The organism is Affinirhizobium straminoryzae (genome assembly GCF_007004135.1).
GTDB classification, from domain to species: domain Bacteria; phylum Pseudomonadota; class Alphaproteobacteria; order Rhizobiales; family Rhizobiaceae; genus Neorhizobium; species Neorhizobium straminoryzae.
In genome coordinates, this window is sequence record NZ_VJMG01000019.1 from 23,047 (window position 1) to 46,430 (window position 23,384).

General features: G+C 57.2%; 21 protein-coding genes. 13 read left to right on the forward strand and 8 right to left on the reverse strand.

The genetic code is table 11. From position 1 onward, the window contains the following. Positions 1-742 precede the first annotated feature (742 nt). The 10 genes from FNA46_RS08580 to repC (FNA46_RS08625) all read left to right on the forward strand — a co-directional run bounded on the left by FNA46_RS08580 (position 743) and on the right by repC (FNA46_RS08625) (position 12,394). Entirely contained in the window at positions 743-2,671 is a 1,929-nt protein-coding gene (locus FNA46_RS08580; protein WP_143124784.1) for a ParB/RepB/Spo0J family partition protein, read from the forward strand. A gap of 831 nt (positions 2,672-3,502) precedes the next feature. Next, on the forward strand, positions 3,503-4,783 hold the full coding sequence (repC, locus tag FNA46_RS08585; protein WP_143124785.1) for a plasmid replication protein RepC: 1,281 nt from the start codon (positions 3,503-3,505) through the stop codon (positions 4,781-4,783). Continuing rightward, on the forward strand, positions 4,783-5,286 hold the full coding sequence (locus FNA46_RS08590) for a thermonuclease family protein (protein ID WP_425468692.1): 504 nt from the start codon (positions 4,783-4,785) through the stop codon (positions 5,284-5,286). Before repC (FNA46_RS08585) ends, FNA46_RS08590 begins: the two co-directional genes overlap by 1 nt. A gap of 396 nt (positions 5,287-5,682) precedes the next feature. Beyond that, a complete protein-coding gene (locus tag FNA46_RS08595; protein WP_102022171.1) occupies positions 5,683-6,015 on the forward strand; it encodes a DUF736 family protein in 333 nt (110 codons plus the stop codon). Positions 6,016-6,134: 119 nt separating this feature from the next. Then, positions 6,135-6,341: an antitoxin VbhA family protein gene (locus tag FNA46_RS08600; RefSeq protein ID WP_037093580.1), complete on the forward strand. Its 207-nt coding sequence runs from the start codon at positions 6,135-6,137 to the stop codon at positions 6,339-6,341. A gap of 65 nt (positions 6,342-6,406) precedes the next feature. Beyond that, the gene (locus FNA46_RS08605; RefSeq protein ID WP_246102957.1) at positions 6,407-7,468 is read left to right on the forward strand and encodes a Fic/DOC family protein; all 1,062 of its coding nucleotides are present in this window, start codon (positions 6,407-6,409) and stop codon (positions 7,466-7,468) included. 221 nt (positions 7,469-7,689) lie between these two features. Further along, the gene (locus FNA46_RS08610; RefSeq protein ID WP_143124787.1) at positions 7,690-8,559 is read left to right on the forward strand and encodes an ArdC family protein; all 870 of its coding nucleotides are present in this window, start codon (positions 7,690-7,692) and stop codon (positions 8,557-8,559) included. Between the two features lie 180 nt (positions 8,560-8,739). Next, entirely contained in the window at positions 8,740-9,954 is a 1,215-nt protein-coding gene (gene repA / locus FNA46_RS08615) for a plasmid partitioning protein RepA (RefSeq protein WP_143124788.1), read from the forward strand. Next, positions 9,951-10,964 carry a plasmid partitioning protein RepB gene (gene repB, locus FNA46_RS08620; RefSeq protein ID WP_143124789.1) on the forward strand — a complete coding sequence of 338 codons (1,014 nt, stop codon included), beginning with the start codon at positions 9,951-9,953 and terminating at the stop codon, positions 10,962-10,964. Before repA ends, repB begins: the two co-directional genes overlap by 4 nt. Positions 10,965-11,155: 191 nt before the next feature. Beyond that, positions 11,156-12,394, forward strand: a complete 1,239-nt coding sequence (gene repC, locus FNA46_RS08625) for a plasmid replication protein RepC (protein ID WP_143124790.1) — start codon at positions 11,156-11,158, stop codon at positions 12,392-12,394. A 104-nt stretch (positions 12,395-12,498) separates the two neighbouring features. Here the strand turns inward: repC (FNA46_RS08625) and FNA46_RS08630 are convergent, their stop codons facing one another. The 4 genes from FNA46_RS08630 to FNA46_RS08645 all read right to left on the reverse strand — a co-directional run bounded on the left by FNA46_RS08630 (position 12,499) and on the right by FNA46_RS08645 (position 14,866). Further along, positions 12,499-13,041, reverse strand: a complete 543-nt coding sequence (locus FNA46_RS08630) for a helix-turn-helix domain-containing protein (RefSeq protein WP_246102959.1) — start codon at positions 13,039-13,041, stop codon at positions 12,499-12,501. Positions 13,042-13,294: 253 nt separating this feature from the next. Continuing rightward, on the reverse strand, positions 13,295-13,717 hold the full coding sequence (locus FNA46_RS08635; RefSeq protein WP_143124791.1) for a hypothetical protein: 423 nt from the start codon (positions 13,715-13,717) through the stop codon (positions 13,295-13,297). After that, positions 13,714-14,160, reverse strand: a complete 447-nt coding sequence (locus FNA46_RS26355; protein WP_246102961.1) for a hypothetical protein — start codon at positions 14,158-14,160, stop codon at positions 13,714-13,716. The genes FNA46_RS08635 and FNA46_RS26355 overlap by 4 nt, the downstream gene beginning before the upstream one ends. A 1-nt stretch (position 14,161) precedes the next feature. Further along, positions 14,162-14,866, reverse strand: a complete 705-nt coding sequence (locus FNA46_RS08645) for a ParA family protein (RefSeq protein ID WP_137040027.1) — start codon at positions 14,864-14,866, stop codon at positions 14,162-14,164. A gap of 546 nt (positions 14,867-15,412) precedes the next feature. On the opposite strand from FNA46_RS08645, the gene FNA46_RS08650 reads away from it, so the two are divergent. From FNA46_RS08650 to FNA46_RS08660, 3 genes are read left to right on the forward strand one after another with little or no spacing between them, the layout of a single operon-like run. Continuing rightward, a complete protein-coding gene (locus FNA46_RS08650) occupies positions 15,413-15,814 on the forward strand; it encodes a DUF6290 family protein (protein ID WP_143124792.1) in 402 nt (133 codons plus the stop codon). A gap of 3 nt (positions 15,815-15,817) precedes the next feature. Further along, positions 15,818-18,295: a relaxase/mobilization nuclease domain-containing protein gene (locus FNA46_RS08655; protein ID WP_143124793.1), complete on the forward strand. Its 2,478-nt coding sequence runs from the start codon at positions 15,818-15,820 to the stop codon at positions 18,293-18,295. 6 nt (positions 18,296-18,301) lie between these two features. Next, on the forward strand, positions 18,302-18,514 hold the full coding sequence (locus FNA46_RS08660; protein WP_052642558.1) for a hypothetical protein: 213 nt from the start codon (positions 18,302-18,304) through the stop codon (positions 18,512-18,514). A gap of 7 nt (positions 18,515-18,521) precedes the next feature. Here the strand turns inward: FNA46_RS08660 and FNA46_RS08665 are convergent, their stop codons facing one another. Genes FNA46_RS08665 through FNA46_RS08680 form a run of 4 tightly spaced genes read right to left on the reverse strand, consistent with a single transcriptional unit; the run spans position 18,522 to position 23,356 of the window. Next, positions 18,522-20,609, reverse strand: coding sequence for a type IV secretory system conjugative DNA transfer family protein (locus FNA46_RS08665; protein WP_143124794.1), 2,088 nt, complete (start codon positions 20,607-20,609; stop codon positions 18,522-18,524). Next, positions 20,606-21,628 carry a P-type DNA transfer ATPase VirB11 gene (virB11, locus tag FNA46_RS08670; protein WP_143124795.1) on the reverse strand — a complete coding sequence of 341 codons (1,023 nt, stop codon included), beginning with the start codon at positions 21,626-21,628 and terminating at the stop codon, positions 20,606-20,608. Before virB11 ends, FNA46_RS08665 begins: the two co-directional genes overlap by 4 nt. Beyond that, positions 21,609-22,820: a type IV secretion system protein VirB10 gene (gene virB10 / locus FNA46_RS08675; RefSeq protein WP_143124796.1), complete on the reverse strand. Its 1,212-nt coding sequence runs from the start codon at positions 22,818-22,820 to the stop codon at positions 21,609-21,611. The genes virB11 and virB10 overlap by 20 nt, the downstream gene beginning before the upstream one ends. Continuing rightward, entirely contained in the window at positions 22,820-23,356 is a 537-nt protein-coding gene (locus FNA46_RS08680) for a TrbG/VirB9 family P-type conjugative transfer protein (protein ID WP_425468693.1), read from the reverse strand. Before FNA46_RS08680 ends, virB10 begins: the two co-directional genes overlap by 1 nt. Positions 23,357-23,384 lie beyond the last annotated feature (28 nt).

Sequence of the window (23,384 nt, forward strand, 5' to 3'; positions counted from 1 at the left end):
GCACAGTCACCGAATGCGATATTTAAGGGCCACTTGTTTACGCTTCGCTAATTTCGTGGTTTCTTTTGCACGAAGCGTGGGCAAACGCCCAAAAAAAAGCCAAGCGCGTCTATGCCGTACACCGTACTGCTGCGTCCGCACTGGGATGCCTTGTCCAGCCTTCGGAGTTCTAGCGAAACGCCAGCCGGTCAGATATCCCTGCAAAAGCTCGTAGCCAGCATCGCGCCCAAGACTTGCCTGTCGCTCTGTCTCTCTATCTTCGTCAGGGACTGGGATAGCGACCGCTATCGACATGTTGAATCAAGTTGAAACGGAGAGCTGCTCGAGGAGCGGAGCGCTCATCACTCGGAGCGCAGCGGGCAGATCCGTCGTGTTATAACCTGTATCAGAAGACGGAGAACCGGCGTCGCCGGTTCGCATCCGAAAGGAGCGGCCAGGGTCGGCCGCCCATCTACCCTGCCCTGTACCGCTCTTACGATAGGTCGCCGATCGCGCCAATGGGCAAGCGCGCAAGCGCTGTCGCTCGTCAGGAAAAACGGCTTTCGCCGTCAGGCCGGCAAACCTTCCGTGTTTCCTTCCTCCCGCCCCATGACCCGATCCGCGTCCTAACGGGAGCGGGCTGAAGCCCTCCCCCTTCGTTCCGCCGGATGTGGGGGCACATCCTTCGAAAACGAAGGCAGAGGCTTCGCCCACTAGCGGGGCTTGCTCCCAAGGGAAACGGGAAAAACTGGAGCAAGGAACCATGAGCGACATCATCGCGGTAGCACTGAACAAGCTGAACGCAGACCCCAAAAACGTCCGCAAGACCTACACCAAGGAGAGCATCGAGAGCCTGTCGGCGTCCATTCTCGCCAATGGCATTATTCAAAACCTTGTGGTGCGCAAAGCTCCCAAAGGCCGATACCTCGTGACGGCCGGCGGTCGCCGCCTCGCAGCCCTCAATCTTCTGGCCGAACGGGGCGAGATCGGGGCCGACTACGCCGTGAACGTCATTGTCCGGGAGGCGGGTGACGCAACGGAGTTAAGCCTGACCGAGAACGTCATGCGGGAGGCCATGCACCCGGCGGACCAGTTCGAGGCATTCAAAGCGTTGTTCGATGAGGGCAAGTCCATCAAGGACATCGCCGCCCGTTTCGGGACAACCGAAATCATCGTCAACCGCCGTCTTGCGCTGGCGAAGGTTTCCCCTGTCCTGTTCTCGGCGTTCCGCGCCGAGGATATGACCTTTGAGCAGCTTGCCGCCTTCACCATCACCGACGATCACGCTCGACAGGAAGAGGTTTGGAATGCCCTCCCCTCATGGGATCGCAGCGCCAACACAATCAAGCGCCGGCTCGCCGTGGATGAAGTCCCCGCAAGCGACAAGCGGCTCGCGCTGATCGGCGGGTTAGAGGTTTATGAGGCGGCGGGCGGTCCAGTGCGCCGCGACCTGTTTGTCGAGCAGGGAGGAGGCTTTGCATGCGATAGCGGCTTGCTTGAAAAGCTGGTTGCCGAGAAGTTGGAGATCGAGGCGGAAGCCGTGAAGGCCGAAGGCTGGAAATGGGTCGAGTGGTGCGCTCAGCAGCCGGATAACATCTATCAGATGGCCCGGGTTTACCCGCAGCGCTTGGACCTAAGCGACGAGGATCAAGCCAAGCTTGACGCACTGACTGAGCGCTATGACGAACTGGCGGCGCAGATCGATGCGGATCAGGAGGATGAAGGTGCAGAGGCCGCCTTGTCCGCCGTCGAGCAGGAAATTGCCGTCCTGCAGAAGCGCGAAGAAGCCTGTCGCAGCGAAGACCTCGCAATGGCAGGGGCAATCGTCACAATCGACCATTGGGGCAAGTTGTCGGTGCTGAGAGGCTTTGTCCGCCACGAGGACAAGAAGAAGGCCGAGGCCACGGAAGGAAAGCAAGGCGGGGCGACCGAGGAGGCTGACGGCGCTTCGAAATCTAAGGGGCTGACCCATTCAGCCGCATTGATTGAAGACCTGACCGCTCAGAAGACGGCGGCACTTCGTGTCGAGCTGGCGAACAATCCCGACATTGCGCTTGTCGCGGTCGTCCACGCGATGTTGCTCAAAGTGCAGTATCGCACGGAATGGGGCATTCCCGGCCACCAGAGCGCGCTTGAAATCTCTGTCACTCATGAAGTGCTGGACGGTTCGATGAAGCGTCCCGCCGAGAACAAGGCCCTCGAGGCGTGGGGAAGCCTTAAGGAAAACTATGGGCACCGGCTTCCCGGCGATCCTGCTGACCTTTGGGAATGGCTGATGGATCAATCGCAAAGCGAATTGTTGCAGCTTCTGGCCTATGCCGCCGCCCATTCCGTCAATGCGGTTGAGAAGAAGTTCAGCAGTCGCAGCCAAGCGCTGGCACATGCCGACCAGATGGGCTGCGCATTGAATGTGGACATGCGTGACTGGTTTGAAACTACGGCGGAAAGCTATTTCAGCCACGTCAACAGGCCGACCATTCAAGCCGTTGTTGCCGAGGTGCGCGGCGAGGATTTCGCCGCCGGTATCGGCAGCATGAAGAAGGGCGAGGCTGCGGAGTATGCCGCCAATTCCATTAAGGACTGCGGTTGGCTTCCGCCTCACGTTCGGATCGCGTCAGACCCCAACGCAGGGGGTGAGACTGAAACCTCAGAGGAAAAGAGCGAACATTCGTTCCCGATAGCAGCGGAATAATCCCGCCGCTGCTTTCCGCCGGTCACGTCTTCCAGCGTGACCGGCTCCCCTATTCCAGAGGATGAGCCATCCTTGATTCCGAACCTGATCCGACCCTTGCCGCCCAAAGCTGCTGTCAGCTGATTAACGCCTACCTGAGCGACCCGGAGCATGTTGATTAGGATGATGTGCAGAAAGCACTCGATACAGCGCTGAAAGCGTTCGATCTACCGCCGACCTACCTTGAGGATGCTTTTCAGCGCGGCTGAGCTTGCTTCAAGATCGCACCTTAGTGCCCGCCTTGGCATCGAGCCAATGCGGGCGCTTTCGCAGGTGCCTGGGAGGCAGAAACGTATCGGGGGACGGCAGATCAGGCCGCTTGTTGAGAGGAGGCCCTCGCCCCCTCCTCTCAAACTCTCCTCCCCACCCTGTTGAATTTCCCCAACAATAAAGGGGGGTAAATCCCACTTTGGAAACGTTCCAGATTTCAGCGTGGAGAGAGGGAAGGCGCAGAAGAGCAGGCTAAAAAATTGAAATGTAGGCGCTATTTCAGGTGTCAGCTGAACCGGCGCAGCAGCGCGGAAATGTGTCAACTTGCATCAATTCGGTATCTCAGGCTACAAATCGTAACGGGCGGAACCATAACCGATTCCGACTCACGCATTCTAACAGCCTTTTGGAGATCACACCCGGCCCAGAAAAGAAAAACCGCTCCCGAAAGATCCGGAAGCGGTCTGCAGTTCGAAAATATAAGCAAGATCGTTCTCGCAGACCTCCCCTCCGATGTCAATAATCAAAACACCTTTTCGGTGAACGGCGGAGCTTTGTCTGGCCTCTGACAGGAGACGGACGATGGGGGAACCCACACAACAAAAGCGGCCGACAGGTCGTAGAATGACGAAGGAGCGAGCCCAATTCCGGCGACTGGCGCAGTCAACGGAAGTCGGAACGGTGACGCGTGGGCAGCTGGCGGTGCTTGCAAAGAACCTGATGACAGTCGGGATGATCAAAACTGCAGAATACGCATTGCTGGAAGCCATCATAACGACCGCGAAGGCCGACGCCTTCGATAAAGGAGGTCGCCCGATCGTCTACAAGTCGAACAGGCAGCTTGGCTATGACATTAACAAGTCACCGGGACGCATAAGCCGTATTCTCTCGCGCTTGTACGACCTCGGCCTCGTCACCATGCAGGACAGCGCGAATTTCAAGCGCTACCCGATCCGGGACGGCGAAGGAGATATTGCCGACGCCTGCGGCATTGATCTGCGCGTCCTGATCGCTCGGCACCATGAACTTGATCAGCTGGTGCGCCAGAAGCGGGAAGAGATTCGAGTTCGGGACAACGCAGCGCGTCGCTTCCGGGACGCTCTGCGTGCCGCGAGGTATGCTCTCGTGTCCTCAACCGAACGAGGCGAAGTCATTCTCGGGCGGATCAGCTCCCGTGTTGAGAAGATCGCGGCCTTCATCGGATCAGCCATGCACGCACCGGCCCAAGTCCTCCGGAAGGCAACAATGCTTTTGGAGTGGCTTGCCGACCGACTGCGCAACGTGAATCGGACTCCTCAAGCGTCCGACATAGATGCAAATATGACATGCACGGATGTCGAAAACGACATGCACATACAGATTACAACCCCCAATCCTTTTGGACCTCGTAATGATGAACGGCGTTCGGCTGACGCCGAACAAGTCAGTTCGTTAGAGGCTGGCTCCGCCAGCAAGAGGGCTTTTGAAGAAAGCCTGAGGCGCCGTTCGAGCCAAAGCAACAGGCAAAAGCACCCGCAGCTGTCACTTGTGGCGCTGGAAGATGTGTGGAGGGCTACGCCAAGCCTTGCCGAATATGGCTACAACCCGCCGCGCAGCTGGGCGGACCTGGACCGGATTGCCCCCAAGCTTTGCCGCATCGCCGGTGTGTCTGAGGACGCGCGCCAGCGCGCCGTGGACCGAATGGGGCAGCAGGCGGCAGCTGTTGCGATTGCTCTGACGTTTGAGAAATACACGCGGGCCGAGATCAGCTCGCCGGGCGGGTATTTGCGGGCTATGACCGACCGCGCCGCGAGCGGAGACCTTCATCTGAACCGCTCCGTTTTTGGGCTGGCAGCCCGCAACTCGATGGAGGCACACTCGTGATAGAAAATCGCTTGGTCGGAGCCGCGCTGGCCGCGCTTCTGTTCACCGCGTCTTCTGCAGCGGCCGACTATTCAGGCCGGGCGCGAGTGATCGACGGTGACACCTTCAGCATTCGCCAACAGAGGATCCGTATCGCGGCCATTGACGCCTGTGAGCGGGATCAGACTGGCTCCAAAAACGGTGTGATATGGAATTGCGGGATTGAGGCACGTCGCTTCCTCGCCCGCATGATCGATGGCAAGCATGTCCGCTGCGTTGAAGTCGATCGAGACCAGTACAAACGCCTTGTCGGCCAGTGCTTCATCGACAACTCGGATATTGGCCTTGAAATGGTGAAGGCGGGCCAAGCCAGCCTCTTGTTGCGGTATCTGCCAAGATCCCATCCGATCGACCTGGACCAGTATCGCCGCGCCGAGGCAAGAGCCCGGCAGCTAGGCCAAGGCTTATGGGGCGCTCAGGTTGAATCACCCTCCTCCTATCGCCGCGGCCATTCCGGCAACTGAACGACTGGCGGCGCTGATATGGGCAACAGATGGCGAGATCTCATGTTTTGGTGGAACTCTTGGTTAACCCCAGCCTCTTGTTTCAGGCTGCTGGTTCGGCTGCATTCAGCACAATCCCGCCCTTGACCTGTGCCGATGTCCCATTTGTCGAGGTGACGTATTGCTGCAAGCGCTCAGGCCCCACTTCTCCAAAGTGGTTGCTCTTGATGCCCGTTCGCACGGCGACGCGGTTGGCGCAAAGCCGTTCGTCTCCAAATTTTCCCCGCCTTCAGCTTCCTCGCGAAACAAAATTTGTCCCCGTCCAGCCTCCTTCGCTGCGCTCCGGCCTACGGTGCGCACCGCTTTTCGCCGTGCCTAATGAACGATCATCGCAACCACCATAGAGGAGTGATTAACATGAGCATGACCAACTTCATTCAGTTCGACAAAGACGACATCGACAACGCCAAGGGAACCGGCCTTATCTCCACCATCGACCGGGACCTGGATATCAAGGTCACACCTTTCGACTCCACCAACGAAAAGGCTCCGACGCATCGCGTCTATGCCAAATCACCTCGCGGCCACGACATCGAAGTTGGCGGCATCTGGAAGAAGACCAGCGGAGAAGGGAAGCCGTACTACACCCTCTCCATCAAGCGCCTCGGCTTCAACGCCAACTTGGGCCGCTACCCCGGCCAAGATGACGTGGCACTGCAGGCCATCATCGAATGGGAACCCCGCGATTGATCGCTCTGCGAGGCCCGATCTCTGATCGGGCTCCCACCATAAAAGAGCCGCTTACCCCGCATTCGCTGGATATTTGGCTCTTTTTGTGCTAAGTTGAATAATAACTGGAGGCTCCGCCAATGAACGTTCATGCCCCTCGCCCCGATCGCTCTCCGGAAGCTGTTGCAGCCCGACAGAAAGCCGTCGATCAGGCTCGTGCCGCCAATATGCGGCAGGGTTACACTGGCGATCCGGTTTTGGAAGAAGCAAACGGCCGTTACGTTGCGGGAGACATCACTTCCGAGGAAATGCGCCAAGAGTTGCTGGCCCGCTTCAAGCGGGCTTGATCATCACTTAGATATTTCTCGCGGCCGCCTGTGATCTCAGGCGGCTTTTTTGCATGAGGTTTCGCTTGGCCCGCGATGATGAAGCCAAAGGCTCCTACACCTATCCAAACACTTCAGAGGATAAGGATTTCAGGGATGTTCTGAAGAACAAGCTGGATATCAGGAGCCATTCGGCGCTACGTGAGGCCGAATACGCTTTTACGGCTTTGAGGCAAACGGAGCTGGCTGAGGGAAAAGGTCCGACCGGGAATCACGACGCAGCGCATCTGAAGGCTCTGCACGGCTACATCTTTCAAGATGTCTATGAATGGGCAGGACATACGCGAAATGAAAGTCCTGTCGTCGATGGGCAGCGGGTAGAGCCGGTAGGTGGGCTTTCGAAGGGCGACACGACCTTCCTCCCCGGCTCGCGCATCGAAATGGGTCTCAACGAGGCGCTGAGGCCTGCTAGAGACGTTCAGGGCTTGCGAGCCGCCACACCTGAGCAGTTCGCCGAGAAGGCCGCTCACGTCCTATCTGAGTTGAACTATGTTCATGCCTTTCGCGAAGGCAATGGAAGGGCAAACGAAGCTCTGGTGGTCTCATTGGGCCGCACCTATGGGCATGACATCGATCTGACCGTCATCACCAAACCTCGCATGATTGAGGCATCCATTGAGACCACGAATGATCCGTCCAGTCCTGCGATGAAGCACCTCATCCAGGATGCAATGGATCCTAACCGCCGCGAGGCGATCCGCAGCGCCATGTCAGATCTTGAGCAGGCTGGCGAGAAACCCTTCGAGCACAATATCCGCACGGCCCGCCCGGGCGAAGTGATCGAAGGGCAGGTTCTCGGGCATGACAATCGCGTGGCGTGTCTCGTGACCGATGGGGGGATTGTGGCCGTTGACCGCGCTGACCTTCCCGAGCGGATGCCTCCCGACGACGGGGAGGTGAAGTTCACCGCTCGATCTGATTTCAAGACTCTGTGGCGGCCGGAACAGGTCCAAGATGCCCAATCGCAGCCAGGGCAGCAAAAGGCTCAAGAGCCTCAGTCGCAGCACATCAACGCCGAGCTTAAGGCTATCGAAGCGCAGCAGCTTGTCGATCGCCAGCGGAACCGCAACCAAGACCGAGAGCGGTGACCTGCGGCCCTATCGCTGCAGTGAGGACCTTTGTCGTTGGCCGGGGTGCCGGAGCTCTGCGCCCTCCCCTGTCCGTTGGATGATTTGACGGACAAACTACGATAGCCCCTTCCCCATTCAACCGCTTGCGCGGTCCTACACTCCGTTGCGGCCCTACGGGTGCATGGGGTCGTTTCGCTATCTTCGGATCTTTGCCGTCAACCAACGAACAGGAGACGGCGATGCAGAGCGTAAAGGACACCTACCAGCGGATCACCGACACCATCATCCAGCAGCTCGAAGCCGGCACCAAGCCTTGGATCCGGCCATGGCGCGGAAACAGCCGCAGGTCGGCTACGCCGCTCCGCGCCTCCGGCGAAGCCTATCGCGGCATCAACGTGGTCATGCTGTGGCTCTCCGGGCAACACGCCGGCTACGACGAAAACACATGGATGACTTACCGGCAGGCTCAGGAGCTTGGCGCCCAGGTCCGCAAGGGCGAACAAGGAACCCTCGTCGTCAAGTACGGCACCTTCATGCCGAAGGATCAGGAGGCGGACGATCGCGCAGTCCCCTATCTCAAGGGCTACACCGTCTTCAACGTCGAGCAGATCGATAACCTACCTGACCGCTTCAAGAGCCCGGCCGCTGATGTGCTAATGGATGCCGTTCCAGTTCTCGACAACGTCGAATCCTTCATAGATCGCACTGGCGCGAAGATCACCTACGGCGGCAAGCAGGCTTGTTATCGCCCTGGTCTCGATGACATCCTGATTCCGGATCGGGGGCGGTTCCTCAGCGAGGGTCACCTTTACAGCACTGTTCTTCATGAAATTTCTCATTGGAGTGGTGCAAAGGCACGTTTGGGACGTGACCTGAGTGGGCGGTTCGGCAGTGAGGCCTACGCCATGGAGGAGCTTGTTGCCGAGATATCAGCCGCGTTCGTCTGCGCCGATCTTGGCATCGAGCATGATCCGCGAGACAACACCGCGACCTACGTTGAAAACTGGCTCAAGGTTCTCAAGCAGGATTCCCGTGCAGTCATCACTGCCGCCGCAAAGGCTCAGGCAGTCGCTGACTATCTGCGACAGTTCAGCTCTTCTACAGGGTAGGGCGCCTGGCATGACTGTCGGGCCTCATGCGCATCGACCCAAAACTTTACAACTGTAAAGTCGGGCATCCTTGATGCGTTAACTTCTCGTTAACGAAAAACGCCTTGAAGAATCGGAGTCAGTCTGGCATCCCTGACGGAAATGATCTCGTAAAGTGGTCAGAACCGTCAAGAGGATTGAATGTTGCAGCCAGCTTCTCAGAGCGTCAGAGACACTGCGTCGAAGATCGGGGTCTATACCTCGAAACTCTCTGCGGAGCTGAACGATATGCGTGAAGCTGTCTACCCACCGTCTGCGCAGAAAACATTTGGCCGGACATTCTCAACCCTTGACCTAGTGAGGCTACTCAAGGTTCCGGAAAGTACTCTTCGCCAGTTGACGCTGGAAGGGAAGGGGCCTTTGCCCGAGCGTGCAGAAAACAATAGGCGAACCTACACGATAGAACAGGTCAAGGAACTAAGGCGATTCTTGGCCGAACTACGTCCGGACGAAGCTGGCGAGCTGCTTCCCCATCGTCGCAAAGGGGAAAAGCTTCAGGTAATTGCTACGGCGAATTTTAAAGGTGGTAGCTCCAAGACAACCACTTCTATCCATCTCGCACATTTTCTAGGGCTTCAGGGTTATCGGGTCCTGTGTCTGGATCTTGATCCGCAAGCATCGATGACTGCGCTATTTGGTATTCAGCCCGAGTTCGATCTTGGCGAGAATCAAACAGCCTATGCAGCCATTCGATATGACAATGAGAGGCGGCCGCTCGCTGAAGTGATCCGGCCGACCTATTTCCCCGGCGTCGATCTAGTCCCAGGCAATCTGGAGCTCATGGACTTTGAGTTTGATACCCCTTCCTATTTGACGTCGAAAACCAGAGATGACTTGGGTTTGTTTTTCGAGCGGCTAAGCAGTGCCCTGGCCCGCGTCGATGATCGATACGATATCGTGATCATCGACACCCCACCGTCCCTTGGATACTCGACGCTCGCAGCGCTTTACGCAGCCACGTCCTTAATCATTACCGTTCATCCGGCGATGCTCGACGTTGCATCGTGCAATCAGTTCCTGATCATGATCTCCGATCTATCGGAAGTGCTGGGACAGTTTGGTGCTAAGTTTGAACATGACTTTTTCCGTTTCCTGCTCACTCGCGTGAACCCGAATGACGGGCCGCAGAAGTACATGTCTGGGGTCATGCGCCGATTGTTTGGTGATGATGTACTCGTAGCGGAGGCCCTCGAATCGACGGCCATCGCCGGTGCAGCGGTAGCGAAGAAGACCCTATACGAGCTTGAGTCGGGTGAGGTCGGTCGTGAAGCGTTGAAGCGCGCAATTGAGAGCGCTGACCGAGTTAACTCCGAGATCCTCGACCTCGTTCACAAAGTTTGGGGACGTAGCACATGAAGAAAAGCATCCTTCAGCGAATGGCGGCCGCCGAAAGCCGGACAGAATCTACTGTGGTGTCGGACGCGTCTGACAAGCCCTCGCTGGCGCGGCGGCACTCTTCACCGGTCATTTCCAATGTGGGTCGAGCACTGACACAGCTCACCGAAGATAGTGTCATTTCACTCGATCCTGACCGTATCGACCGCTCCCCCTATAGAGATCGCTTTGGCAACGACGAAGATGCGGCCAAAGAGCTCGAGGCGCTTAAGGTTTCCATCGCAAGCGAAGGCCAAAAAATTCCGGTTCTCGTTCGGCCGCATCCGACGAAACCGGATCATTACCAGCTTGCCTACGGTTACCGTCGATGGGCAGCGATCAAGGCCATAATGGCAGAAGCGGATCGCCCGGAGACCATAAAGATTCGAGCGTATGTTCGAGAGCTTTCCGATCGGCAATTGATTGAAGAGCAATCGCTTGAGAATGGTGTTCGGGAAAACTTGACCTGGATCGAGCAGGCAATGTGGGCAGTACAGCTCAAAAGTGCTGGCCTTTCCCATCGCGCCATGTGCCCAATCTTGGGAGCTTCAGAAGCGGCAATATCGCACCTGTTTCGAGTGACGGAGGCGGTTCCCGAAGACATCATTCTTGCGATCGGCAGAGCAAAAGGAGTTGGTCGCCCGAAATGGACCGCATTTGCCGAGTTGCTGAAAGATCCGAGCAGCGCAGCACGTGTTCGCAAGATAATCGACACGGTCGAGTTTCGAGGCGCTGACAGCTCCAGCCGTATTGCCCAAGCGATACGAGCTGCAAGTGCTGCAGCCGACAAAGTGACTGCGGAACCAGCTGAGGAGATTGTTGACTTCGCCGTGGGTGACCGAGTTTTTGGCCGCATGAAGAGTAATTCGGCTGGAACTACGGTCTCAATCCCGAAGCAGGAACGCGCTTTCGCGCGCTGGCTGGCGGACCGAATGCCTGACCTTCTAAGCGAATACAACAATCAGTCCGATCCAACTCACCAAGAGGTGTGATCGAGACACTCGTTAATTGGTCAAGAGGAGAGACCGCGACAAAAGAAAAAGGCCCCCAAAACGTTTCCGTCATGGAAGCCTCTCTCAATTCCTAGCAAGATCGAGAATCGCATTTCCATGAATCCCAGTCAAGAGTCTTTGGCATCGTTTTGGTGAGCGGATTTCTTTTGCCTGAAGAAAGGTGAAGGAATATGCAGACGGGAAATGTGACGACGCCCTTTGGGCGGCGGCCGGCTGTTCTTGCTCTTGTAAAGAGGCAGCTTCAGACGTCCGAGACGAAACCAAACCGCCCGGTCGAAAAATGGAAGGTGTTTCGCGACGCCTGTGAGGCCCGTGAACGCCTTGGCCTCCAGGACAGGGCGCTGACTGTGCTGGACGCATTGCTGACGTTTTATCCAGAGAGCGAGCTCAACTGCGATAGTGGATTGGTGGTCTTTCCATCCAATGCTCAGCTGTCTGTCAGAGCGCACGGCATAACCGGAACGACCTTGCGGCGGCATTTGGCTGCCTTGGTCGAAGCCGGACTCATCCAGCGCAAGGATAGTCCGAACGGCAAGCGCTACGCTCACCGGGACAAGGGTGGCGATATCGAGCAGGCTTTTGGATTCGATCTTTCTCCACTTTTGGCTCGCGCTGCGGAACTTGCAGCACTGGCACAGGAAGTCGCTGCTGAGCGCCTGCAGTTCAGACGAACTAAAGAGGCGCTGACTATCTGCCGGCGTGATGTACGCAAGCTAATTTCCGCCGCGATGGAGGAGGGGGCTGACGGCGACTGGGAAGCCATCGAAGACATGTATGTCGGCATTGTCAGCCGACTTCCCCGCAATCCTGACCGTCGCCAGGTGGAGGCAATCCTCGACGAGATGCAGCTTTTGCGCACCGAAATCCTCAACCTTCTGGAAAATCAGTTAGATTCTCAAAATATGAACGGCAATGCTGTTCAAAATGGCTGCCACATACAGAATTCAAAACCCGAATCCATCTATGAACTTGAACCTAGCTCTAGAAAAGAGCAGGACGGAGCCGTCGAGCTGGAAGTAGCAGCCAAAGCGGTTGCTCAGCCATTGGCAAAGCCGGAACAGATGAAGGCATTCCCGCTGTCGATGGTCCTGAAAGCCTGCCCGCAGATTTCGGACTACGGGCCCGGGGGCACGATCTCCCATTGGCGCGAGCTGATGGGCGCCGCGGTGGTGGTACGATCAATGCTTGGTGTTAGCCCGTCGGCTTACCAGGAGGCTTGCGAGGTGATGGGGCCGGAGAACGCGGCGGTTGCCATGGCTGCAATCTTGGAGAGGGCAGGGCAGATCAATTCGGCAGGTGGATATCTCCGCGATCTCACGCGCCGGGCGAGGGGAGGGGAGTTCGGACTGGGACCGATGCTGATGTCGCTGATGCGTGCAAATGCGAACAGCGATCGGAAAACGGGGTGAGGGGTAGTGCCGACGTACCGGGTCGTGGGCTCGATCGAATAGACCACAGGGACGAGGGACGACGCGTTCCTAAATGGCCATCACTTGACGGCCCTTTCCGTTCTTCAATCGTCTGTCGGTGTATCGACCTTGGATGTTTTTCGACCTGGTGGCCGGCCAGGGGGACGGCCTTTCCTGCTGACTCTCGCCGCTTTTCTAGTCAGTCGTTGGCGTTCGGCCTCAGCTTTTGCTTCGGCCTCCGCTTCCGCTTTTTGCCGAGCTTCAAGAACATCCTTAGGCGTCAGTTGGCCAACTATACCGATCAAACTGCGTATGGTGTCATGCGGGAGGTCATGAATGAGTCTGAAGAGTTCAACACGATCATCGGCCTCTTCAGGATTTTTACCGTAGAGATGAGGTGCAGCGGCATGAATCATCTGCATCGGCAGGAACCCAAGGAGCTCGGAAAGGTGAATCATTCGAGAGACGGTCAGTCGCGAAATGTTCAGTTCGTAGCGGCTGTAGACCACTCGAGCGAGACCAGCCAGGGTCGCGAAATCACTCTGGGTCAGACCAGTTTTCGCGCGTTCATCGAGTAGGAATGCGGAAAGGTTTGCGTCGATCTCGCCGAAGCTGACTATGCCGTCGAATCCCTCCTTGCGGTACAAGGGTCTCTGGAAATCTGGATCTGTAGTCTCAACCAGTTCCCTTGATTTGATATAGTCGGATAGATTCCGCACAGTCGGTATTCCCTCAGTCCCCAAATCCGCCTGTGGCAGATATCACGCACCATAACGTGCCATTAAGGCACTGTCATCCTGCGCGCCAGTTACAAAGCCCTAACAAAGTGGGGGGAATGAATGCCAGGATGCTGATCTCCTCGATATAAAATTCGCAACTCAGGGCGCGTTGTCCATCACCTCAAGATCCAGTGGGAGCATTCCTGCTCAGGGCTTTCGCAGCGATCAGGTTCCAGCTGTGGGCGCTGGATTGAAAAACGCCCTCGACCGTTCTTTCTTCGGAGATCCAGCTCAGCTTCACGCGCATTTCGCATGCCAATGAAAGCTGGTCGATGCTGAAGCACCTTGTGATCAAAATCTCAGACTTCGGCCCAAATGTCTCAAAGTCCCACATCGCAAACCGGAACAGCTCTCGTTTCGCGTGTTCGTTGGTTGGCCAATCAGCTTGTTTGACCGGCTCGGCTGGAGAAGAACCAATAACAGGCATAGTCCTCTTTATGGACTGAATGTCGATCCCTGCCTTCTCCGCTGCTTCAGGGTTGATCAAGAAGCCAAGGGTGGTGCCCACGGCCACCCCGGCCAGAAATCGAAGGTCGAGGATCAATAACCATTATCCTTCAGGAACTGGTCGATTGCGGCCTTGACGATCACCGTCATTTTTAAGTCGTTTTCAGAGGCTGCGCGCTCCAAGCGTTTCTTGGTGTCGTAATCAAGAGGACAATTGACGAAGTGCTTGCTCTCGCGCGCCTTGTTCTGCTTGAGCTCCTGCAGTCGTAATCTGGACGACTCACGCTCCAACGACTTGTTCGTCGCTCTCTCCCGGCGAGCCTGCGGTGAGGGCAAAATCAAACTTGATCTTGGGGGCACCTGAACGGCTGGTACCTGAGCGGGAGCTTCTGCGAGAGCGACCTCGTCCGGTTGATGGCTGGCGACCGCGTTTTCTGCTTCGTTGTCTATAGCCGGCTGCGACATTGGATTGGGCGGATTTCCCCGGGACCGTCGCGGTGCAACGGGAAAATCAGATATGCTGGAAGTCCCTTTAGCCATCTTACGACCTCTTCTGCTCGTTCGGCAGGAAACGTTCAATTTCTTGCATCAAGGTCATGACCTCGCTCCGGGCCTTTTTGACTGAGTCGCTCAGCTCCAGCATTTGCAGCGTCCCATATCCAAGTCTGATGTCGCGGTATGGGTTTCGCTCATAAAGCTCGGTGTCGAGGAGGTATGAATCATATCCCTGTTCCTGCAAGTTTGCGATGAAGGGGCGTATCAGGCGGTAGGCTTCCAGTGAACGTCCCGGGAGAGTAATCCGGGTTCTGAAGTTGAGATGTGGAATGTTTCGCCCGGTACGATCGCAGGTGTCAGCCACGTCCATTGCTGCCTGGCCGGCAGCAAGGATCTCGTCTTGGTTTGGCTGGATCGGGGTCATAACGATGTCCGAGCCGGCGATGATCGTGTCTCGCAGCACGGTGTCTTGACCGGGCGAGTCGATCAGCACGACGTCAAACCCATGCGTTTCGTTCTCCAGAATATGCTGAAGTGATGCGTTGGTTACTGCCGTGCGAAGCTCAATGCCGTCTGGCCTGTTGTCTTTCGCCTCGGAACGGGACCACCACTCATTCAGGTTTTGTCGGCCATCGGCATCGACCAAGAGCACTTGCTTACCATGAAGCGCATATTCTCCAGCGACTAGGATTACGGCGGTTGTCTTGCCCGCTCCACCCTTGCCGCTTACCAGCGATATGCAGATTGCCATTGCACGATCCTCTCAAGACTAATGGTTCCCCCGCCCCCTAGCGATCCGACGTGGGTTCAATCGGCACATCAGTATCGTCGTTAAGATCTTCACATCGAAGCAAACCTAGCATGTGAACACACGCAGGTTAAGATCAAAACATGCGTGTGAACGCACGCTTTAGGACATCTATCAAGTCACACGAGTTGGTCGTGTGGTTTTTACAAGTGTCTGGGTCGAGTGGTGAACCCCGGAGCCGCGTGAGGCCTCACTTGGCGCTCGCACGGAAGGCGCAAGGGCGAAGAGCGAAGCGTCCCTTTCGCCTGAGTACGAGGGACAGATAAAGGCCTTCAGAAGCGGTTTCGGCGGTGAGCCCTGGTGAGCGTTCCAACGGAAAGAGTGCGAGCGAAGCGAAGCCAGTCGAGAGGTGAAATTAGGTTGAAATTATGAGATAGGTCTTTAGGTTTAGAGTGGCAGGATACGCAAAAATGTTTTACATTTTGCATTGCGTTCATGGGACAAGCCCACGATGAGGGTCGCAAAGCTCCGGGAAGGCCTAGTTGATTGATGAGTGAGGACACAATCGAAGCGCCGACAGCCAAGCAACGCAAGGGGCGTCTCATCAACGTGCGCGTCAGCGATGCAGAGTATTCGGCCATCGAAGAAGCGGCCAAGTCGGCCGGTATGAGTGTGTCTGCTTTTTTCCGTTCTCTGCTCCTCGAGGGGGCTGGCGTTCGACCCATTCTGACTGCGGAAGACAGGTTGATCATGGCCGCATTGCTCGAAGACATGCGGATGATCGGCATCAATTTGAATCAGGTCGCCCGCTCCCTGAATGCAGGAAAGGGTGTCCATCCCTCAGAGCTGGACATCAACCTTGGCAACGTCCAGCGGATTCAGGCGGCCGTAATGAGTGAGCTGCGGACACTTTCGCGCCGTGCCGGGCATGAGCGCCGAGGCGAGGTGTAGGCCGTGGAGTTCTTTTTCGGCACTTTCACAAGCGAATGGGAGCAAAGGCGCGCGGCGCTATTGCACGAAATGACGCTCGGCGGCCGTGGGAGCGCTGTCGAGGAAGAGCTTGAGAAGAGACTGAAGAATCTGCAGCACCAGGTTGGGATGTCTAAAGGCGGGTCGGGATCTAGGGGAGGGGTGAGGACTTCGGCATTCAACGTGTCATCGCCTTCGAGGACGATGGCTGCCGGTTCGGGTGCTATGCGATCAATGGACGTTCGTCTTGCGAGCGTTGCCAAAGGGAGCCAGCCCGCCGTGGTCAAACTGGCTTCCTACGGTGGTGGCGCCCGCGTCGGCTCGATGCTCAACTATGTTTCCAGAGGGGGGGAGCTGAAGGTTGAGAACGAGAACGGCGAGACGTTGCGTGGCCGTGAGGAGCTGGCGCGTCTCCGTGGCGATTGGGATCACCTTTTCCAAAACAGGACCGAGAGCCGCGATATCGGCGCGTTTAGCGTCGAGGTGAGCGTTTCCGGCGGCTCGAACCCACATGAGAAGGTGCGGGACATTCTCAGCAGTGGCTTTGGTGATCGACGCTACGCTTACTCTGTCGAAACCCGAAACAATGGATCGCTGAAGGTCGAGGGCTATGTCGTGCTGCGCAGCGGGCAGGGCGAGCGGCTGACGGCTGACGCGAAGGCGGCCGCCATCGTTCAGGAGCGTTTCAACGCCAGCGCCGTTGCGAAAGAGGCCCCTGCGGCTTTCTCGTTCACAGGCTATGGCAACGGCGTGGAATATGGCGCTGCCAAGTTGCGAGACCTGATCGCGCAGCGGAACGACGTTCGAGACGATCAGGGACGTTCGATTGCCGATGACAAGGCTGCGGGCGGCCTGGTGCAAAAGGAATGGCGGGATGAGCTGCACAGCCGCAAGAGCCGTGACGTGATGCACGTGATCATGTCGGCGCGTGCCGGCACGGATGCGGCCGCGTTCGAAGGAGCTGTTCGCGACTTCCTGGCTGAGCAGTTTGCGGGCCATCGGTACGTTTTCGCTATGCACGATCCGGAGAACGATCCGAAAGAAGCAGGGGAGGGGGGCAAGCGGCCGCATGTTCATGCCCATGCCATCGTTACCATGCGTTCGGAATCGGGCGACCGGATCGAGACGACTCCGGCCACCTTCCGGCAATGGCGTGAGGTCATGGCCGAGAAGGCGCGTGACCACGGCATTAATATGGAAATGACCGATCGGCGCGAGTTCGCTACGCCGCCAGCCTTCACGCGAAATCAGGTTCGCGCCGTCAGGCATGACGGTCGAACCGAGCATGTAGGCACCAGCGATCCGGCACAGGCGCGATATGACGCAAAGCGAGCTGGTCGACGCGTGGTGGCGACGAGCCAGAGGAGCCGCCAGTACATCCTAAAAGCGCAGGAGACTTGGCAAAAGATTGCAGTCAACGCCGGCGACACAGTGGTTGCGGCCTACGCCGCTCAGCATCGCTCCTATCTGGAAAACGGCCTTGTCCAAGTGGATCAATCGCCTGCTGGTTCGGTCATTCATGCGGATTTTGGCGGTGATTACCGCTCCAATATGTTAGCAATCAGAGACATGTTGTCGGAGGCAAAGGACATGCGCGAACAGACACGCCCCGAGTTCGAAGCGTACGAAAAGTCGGTTGAAACGGCTCTATTCAACCTTCAGCGCAGCGCTGGTCCAGAGGACCGGTCAGGCTTCGAAGAGGTTTCCTCCCTCGCTCGCGAGATTGTCGACCTGCGAAGGCAGATGCTCGAAATGAAGGAGCGTGGGCTTGATGAGCAGGATGGACGAAACGTTTCTGGCGACGTCTCCAGAGAAAGTGGTGCCGCGCCGGAAAGAACGGCATCTGAGGTGCAAGAGCAGACGAATGCTAACCTCCAGTGGGAGGCAGCTGTTTCCAAGCATGGAGAGGCTGTCGTTGAGGCTGGTAACGATGCGATGGCAAATGTGGAACACTATCGCTCCGGCCTCGCCCATATCGAAGCCGGCGAGCTCGGAGACGAAAACCGGGAGCAGTATGAGAAGGGCCTTGAGGCTTCGCTTCATCATGTAGCTCAACTCGCCGCTACCGGAAACGGCTATCTCCGGGATGTTGCCAACGAGGATCCGGAACTTCGCGCGGAGATCGAGACGATTGAACGCAATGAAGAGCGTGGGGACGAAAACAAGTCAAACAAGCAGCCGATAACAGCGGATACTGCCGACGATCGCCAACGCGATCTCAGGGTGGATCTGGAAGAGGAACGTCCGATCGGGCAAGCGGAGCGTGAGGCTCACCAGCTCGCTGAGACGGTGGACGCTACTCAGAGGCAGCAAGATCGTGTAAACAGAGACAGGGAAGCGGCCAAGCAGGGCGGCGAGACCACTCGGACTGATCCCGCGCAACAGCACATTCCTCGTCTCGAGGAGTTGGAGCGTGAACAGGTTGAACAGAGGGAGCGTAGTCGGGACGACCGTGATCGCTAAAGTGTCATGCAGGACGGTAATCAGAACACCTACCTGGTGGAAGTAAACGACCCCAAGTCTGCCGACATCGTCGGCAAGATGATGGTGTGGGGTATGGTCTCCGTGGGGATCCTCGCGATCCTGATCAAGGTCTACGGGACCGTGATCGGCTGGTATCACGCTTCTGTGGCTTGGCTAACAGAGGCGGGTCAGTACGCAGCCAGCTTCTGGCCCTTCTGAACCGAAATTAGCGGCCGGCCTGTTCCATGATTGGATCAGGAACGGTCGCTGCGAATAGCTCTTCCAAGCTCTTCCTCTTGCGCGGTGATTTGCCTTTGGCTTCCCGTTCGACGACCTCCCTAAGGCGACTAATCCGTTCATTGTGCGCTTTTTCGATGTCGTTCTCTGAGACAGGTGTCGTGCGCTTTTCGGGAGCGGGCACAGCTGCCTTTGAAGGTTCCAGAGTGCCCCTGGCGCTGACTTTCTTGTTGGCCAAGGCGGATGGATTCACGACGCGAGCGGGCGAGGTGGAGGGCGCTGGCTCTTTCGGAGCCTCCTCCTGGACAGGCGCCCGCGGCTCCTTCGCTTGCGCCTCAGTCGCAGGCATTATCGCTTCCGCTTCATCAGCCTGTTCCTGGCCTGCATTGGCATAGGCTGGCGTGGTCGCTGGAACAGGTTTAGGTGGCAGGTAATCGACAGTTGGAACGGTCGGTATATGCGTCTGAGAATAGGCTTCCGCCTCCTTGAAGGGCTGCGTCTTAAAGAAGCGCAGCTTGTCTCCAAAGATTGGCCGCTGACCCTCCACCAGCAAGATCATCTTGTTCTCGGGCATCTGGCGCACTTCCTGCGGCATCATCAGGTCCCGATCGCGAATTTGCTCGACCTTTGTTCGTCGCGGGAGGCCCATAAGCTCGATAGTGCGCGATTCAGACTGATATCGGATGGTTCTCTTGCCAAGCGCCCGGGAAGCATACTCTGCCGTGGCCTGGTCATTGGCACCAAGGATGAGCTGATAGCCGCAGTTGCCAAGGAGCGAATGTCGGGACGTCTCACCATAGATCTCATCCAGGTTCTTCAGGTCCTGGATGATGAAGGCGAGCTTGATCTTATAGCCGGCCACATAGGGCAGCTTCGTCATGATCTCGTCCATGCGCTTCAGCTGGCGAAACTCATCCAGCAGGAAATAGACCGGCACGGAGTTGGGATCATGCTCAAGGGTAAGTATGTCCATCACCTGTTGAACGAATAGCGTCAGCAGCGGTCTAAGAAGCGTGATGTCGGTAATGTTCGGAGCAAGGTAAATCGTGATGGGGCGACGCTTCATGGATCGAAGGTCCATGTCGGTCATGTTCGTTGCGGCCACAACGCGTTCGTTCTTGAACGGCCTCATCGCCTTCTGGATATCAAGCAGTGCCGAGGCCGCGGCCCGATCCGAGAGAGACAGGTAGGAATTGAAGCTCTCCATCGTGAACTTCGACAGGTATGGCTCCTTCTCCTTGATGTACTTCATCAAGGCTTGCAGATCGGTCCCGCTGTTGAAGAAGGAGTTGATCTCGCCGAGGTTCCTGCGCCCTTTATAGAAGGGGCTTTCGAGAACATAGCTGATGGCACCGGCGAGAACCTGTTGAGCTGTGGCCTGCCAAACTGAATTCTCGGATTCGGTGTTTTCCGGTACAAGAATGCTGGCAATATTTTGAATGTCAGTCGTGCGATTGCCTCGCTCCGGACGAACAAAATCCAAGGGATTATAGCTGTTGGTCGTCTCGGAACCCGGCGCGAACAGGAAGACCTGGCTGCCGTTGCGCTTCCGATAGCCCGCGGTTGCCTTGTAGACCTCGCCCTTCAGATCCGTGACGATCATGGAGCCTTCGTGCATGAGAGCGTTGGGGATGACGTAGCCCGCGCCCTTACCGGATCGCGTCGGGCCAATAATGAGGTGGTGGCGATCGTCATACGCGCGGAGGACGTTGCTCCCGATGCGACCGAATATGTGACCTCGTCTGCCAAACCACTTCCCGCGCCGAAGGGTTGCAAGATCCTGAAAGGCCGCATCCCCCAATGGATTGCTGGTGGGTTTGAGCCCAAGGTAAGCAATCAGGCCTGATACGAGCAGCGCGGGCACTACGGAGCCGAGCGCGACCTTTTGAAGGGAAGGGGAGGAGCTATAGGCCCAGAACTGCTGAATTGGCGCGAATGGGTTTGAGGTGATTGTCGCCTCGAGGATCCTTCCGTCACCGTAGAAGAGCTGAAGCCCCGCCCCGTATGCCAGCATCCAGACTGCAAATGCGATCAACAGGCAGAAGAACAGATAGAAGGCCTGTAGCCCCTTACTCATGATGCATCCCGTGCGAAGTAGATTTCGGAAACCCCGCGCTTGCCGCCTTCGCGCCTGAGTTGGATCACGATCGGAATGACCATTTGGATGTAGGACATCAGATCCTGCTTGGAGTAGCCGGCGGACATGCCGGACTGCTGCATCATCATGGCAAGCTGTTCATAGGCGCCGAGCGGCGTATCGGCGTGTACTGTCGACATGCTGCCCGGATGCCCTGTGTTGATGGCGCGAAGGAATGAAAAGGCCTCAGCTCCACGAATCTCGCCAAAAAAGAGGCGATCCGGCCGCATTCGAAGCGCCGATTCAAGAAGATTTTGAATCGTCACGTTTGCGGTGCCTTGCCCACCCTTGGAGGCGATCAGGTGGACCGCGTTCTTCTGTGGTGGGAATAGCTCACGAGTGTCTTCAAGCGTCAGGATTCGCTCATTCAGGTCTACAGAGCTGAGGCAAGCGTTCAGAAACGTGGTTTTTCCCGACGACGTGCCGCCACTGATCAGGATCGAAACCCGCTTCGTGATGGCCGTATGGATGAAGTCGTAGATCTTCTCTGCGCGTAGATAGGCGATCAGCTCTCGATCCACGTCGCTTAGGCCCCCGACAGCAACCGAGACTTTGTCGAGAGAGCCGTTGTCACGGTAGTCCTGCAGAGAGAAATTCTGCACAACCTGCTTACGGATCGTGATCGACCCACCGTCGGGTGCCGCGGGCGGCAAGACGACCTGGATACGTTCGCCGGTCGGCAGTGCTGCGCTAAGGATCGGATTAGCGGCGTTGAGGAACTGCTTTGTCGCTGCGGCAGCCCGCTCGCCAATGTTCTCGATCTCGCGTGCAGTCAGAGCATGGATTTCATGATGCTCCATGTGATCAGCACCGAAGCGCTCAACATAGACTTGGCCTGGCCGGTTCACCGCAATCTCAACCACCTTCGGGTCATCGAGAAATTGCCTGATGGGCTCCAGAGACCGGTTCAGGAAATAATGAGGATCATGAGCGGTCGTGTTACCTACCATAACGTTCACGTTTGATCTCCTTCATCGCTTCCGTGACAGGATCGTCGTACATGGCGCTGAAATCGAGGTCCTGGCGAACATAGACAAAGATCCGCTCGCCTTGCGGTACGCTGATCGTTGACGGGATCCTCAGGTTTTCGGCAAGGACCGTGTTCGCCATGTCGCTGAAGGTCTGCGCGATCGTTTCTCGCGCCAATTCAGCACCTCGCTCAGTGTCATCGTTTCCGGAGCTGGAGTCGCTACCGTATCCGGTTAGATAGCTTGCACCGCTTCCGACGATCGACAGCAAGATTGATGCGCCAAAGCGCTCACGGAACTTATTATCGACATGACCCGTCAGGCCCGATCGCCCGAGGCTGTCCGTGCCGATGGAGTTCAAACGCACCGACACGCCGTCATCCCGGATCAGTCTCGTCCACACGACAAAGACCCGCTTCTGCCCCCGCGTAACTTCAGACTGATATTCCCCGATCAGGCGTGTTCCTGTTGGGATCAGGACACGCCGCCCATCGAAGGAGTAGACATCCTTGGATGTGATGGCCCGCACCTGGCCCGGAAGGTCGCTGACGATCGCCGTTTCCAAGATGCCGGGGATCAGCGTGCCCTCTGGGATCATGGCGTCGATGCGCTCAATCTGCCGGGCCTTGGCGGAACGGTCACCGATCGCACTCGCTGAGGACAGGTACTGGCTGTTGCGATCCTCGCCAGCGACGGTCAAAGGCGTGCCGCTGTTCGAGCCATCGAGCGAACCATTCGCGGATCCTCCCAGGTTCTGGTCAAGCGTGATTAGCTTTGACCGAAATCGCTCCGGAAACACCTCTTCGGCGGGCGGGGGAGCGCTCGCCGGTTGAGCTACTTCGGGCGGGGGAGGCACGTTGAATTCAGTGACGTCCACCGGCGGAGCTGGCGGCGGAGGAGGCGGAGGTGGAAGTTCCAAGACAGGCTGTTCGGGCGGTGGGGGAGTGGGTTCTCCATCGCGCACGAAACCGGGCGGCCGGAAGGTCGTGGTACGGAATTCCTCCTCACTTTGCGGGCTTTCAGGCGGGCTTTCTCCGGACGTGGCGAGCACCAGGTACGCGGCGAAGACGCCAGCCAGCAAAAGGGCGGCCATGCCGACCGTTTGATTGCGCTTCACGTTTCGATTGCTGATTTCGGCCTCGTCGGCCGCCGCCATTGCGTCGAGTTCAGGGCTGCGCTTCATTAGTTGCCGCTCCTCCTGCGTTTGCTGGCATCAGGATCCGGTTTCGGAGCCATGATGTCAGGATCAGGTGCTGCAAAGTCCGGCTTGCGGAGGTTGAAAATGCACGTCCACTGGTTTCCGTCCCGGAGCGTGTATTGCGTGGCTACGCCGTCAACGACGATGTATTCGCCTTCCTTGCGGAAGTTTCGCAGAGTCTCGGAGAAATCGGATTGAACGGCAAAAATGGCCGGCACGGTCCCTCGGCCGAACTTGAAAAAGGTCTTCTTTCCGTCATCGAAGACCATTGTCGGCTTCAGCGCCGCGTCGCCCGAGAAAGAGTAGTCAATATTGACGTTCGCTTTGTCGATGCTCGAAATGTTCGGGTTATACCAACCGTCATTGATCAGAACCCTTGCGCCCATTTGCGTCTTCCAATCGACATGATCTTCCACGGTCGGTCCTGCAGGGTTGTCCAAGCGTAGCAGCAGTGATCGACGATATCCTCGTAGGACTTGAAGACGCGGTTTGAGAGCCAGTTCTCGCGCATGAACTGCCAGATGTTTTCCACCGGGTTCAACTCCGGTG

Bases quoted from the DNA above. Each gene is read 5' to 3' on its own strand.
- FNA46_RS08580 (WP_143124784.1), top strand. From the start codon at position 743: ATGAGCGACATCATCGCGGTAGCACTGAACAAGCTGAACGCAGACCCC.
- repC (WP_143124785.1), top strand. From the start codon at position 3,503: ATGGGGGAACCCACACAACAAAAGCGGCCGACAGGTCGTAGAATGACG.
- FNA46_RS08595 (WP_102022171.1), top strand. From the start codon at position 5,683: ATGAGCATGACCAACTTCATTCAGTTCGACAAAGACGACATCGACAAC.
- FNA46_RS08600 (WP_037093580.1), top strand. From the start codon at position 6,135: ATGAACGTTCATGCCCCTCGCCCCGATCGCTCTCCGGAAGCTGTTGCA.
- FNA46_RS08610 (WP_143124787.1), top strand. From the start codon at position 7,690: ATGCAGAGCGTAAAGGACACCTACCAGCGGATCACCGACACCATCATC.
- repA (WP_143124788.1), top strand. From the start codon at position 8,740: ATGTTGCAGCCAGCTTCTCAGAGCGTCAGAGACACTGCGTCGAAGATC.
- repB (WP_143124789.1), top strand. From the start codon at position 9,951: ATGAAGAAAAGCATCCTTCAGCGAATGGCGGCCGCCGAAAGCCGGACA.
- repC (WP_143124790.1), top strand. From the start codon at position 11,156: ATGCAGACGGGAAATGTGACGACGCCCTTTGGGCGGCGGCCGGCTGTT.
- FNA46_RS26355 (WP_246102961.1), bottom strand. From the start codon at position 14,160: ATGGCTAAAGGGACTTCCAGCATATCTGATTTTCCCGTTGCACCGCGA.
- FNA46_RS08645 (WP_137040027.1), bottom strand. From the start codon at position 14,866: ATGGCAATCTGCATATCGCTGGTAAGCGGCAAGGGTGGAGCGGGCAAG.
- FNA46_RS08650 (WP_143124792.1), top strand. From the start codon at position 15,413: ATGAGTGAGGACACAATCGAAGCGCCGACAGCCAAGCAACGCAAGGGG.
- FNA46_RS08660 (WP_052642558.1), top strand. From the start codon at position 18,302: ATGCAGGACGGTAATCAGAACACCTACCTGGTGGAAGTAAACGACCCC.
- FNA46_RS08665 (WP_143124794.1), bottom strand. From the start codon at position 20,609: ATGAGTAAGGGGCTACAGGCCTTCTATCTGTTCTTCTGCCTGTTGATC.
- virB10 (WP_143124796.1), bottom strand. From the start codon at position 22,820: ATGAAGCGCAGCCCTGAACTCGACGCAATGGCGGCGGCCGACGAGGCC.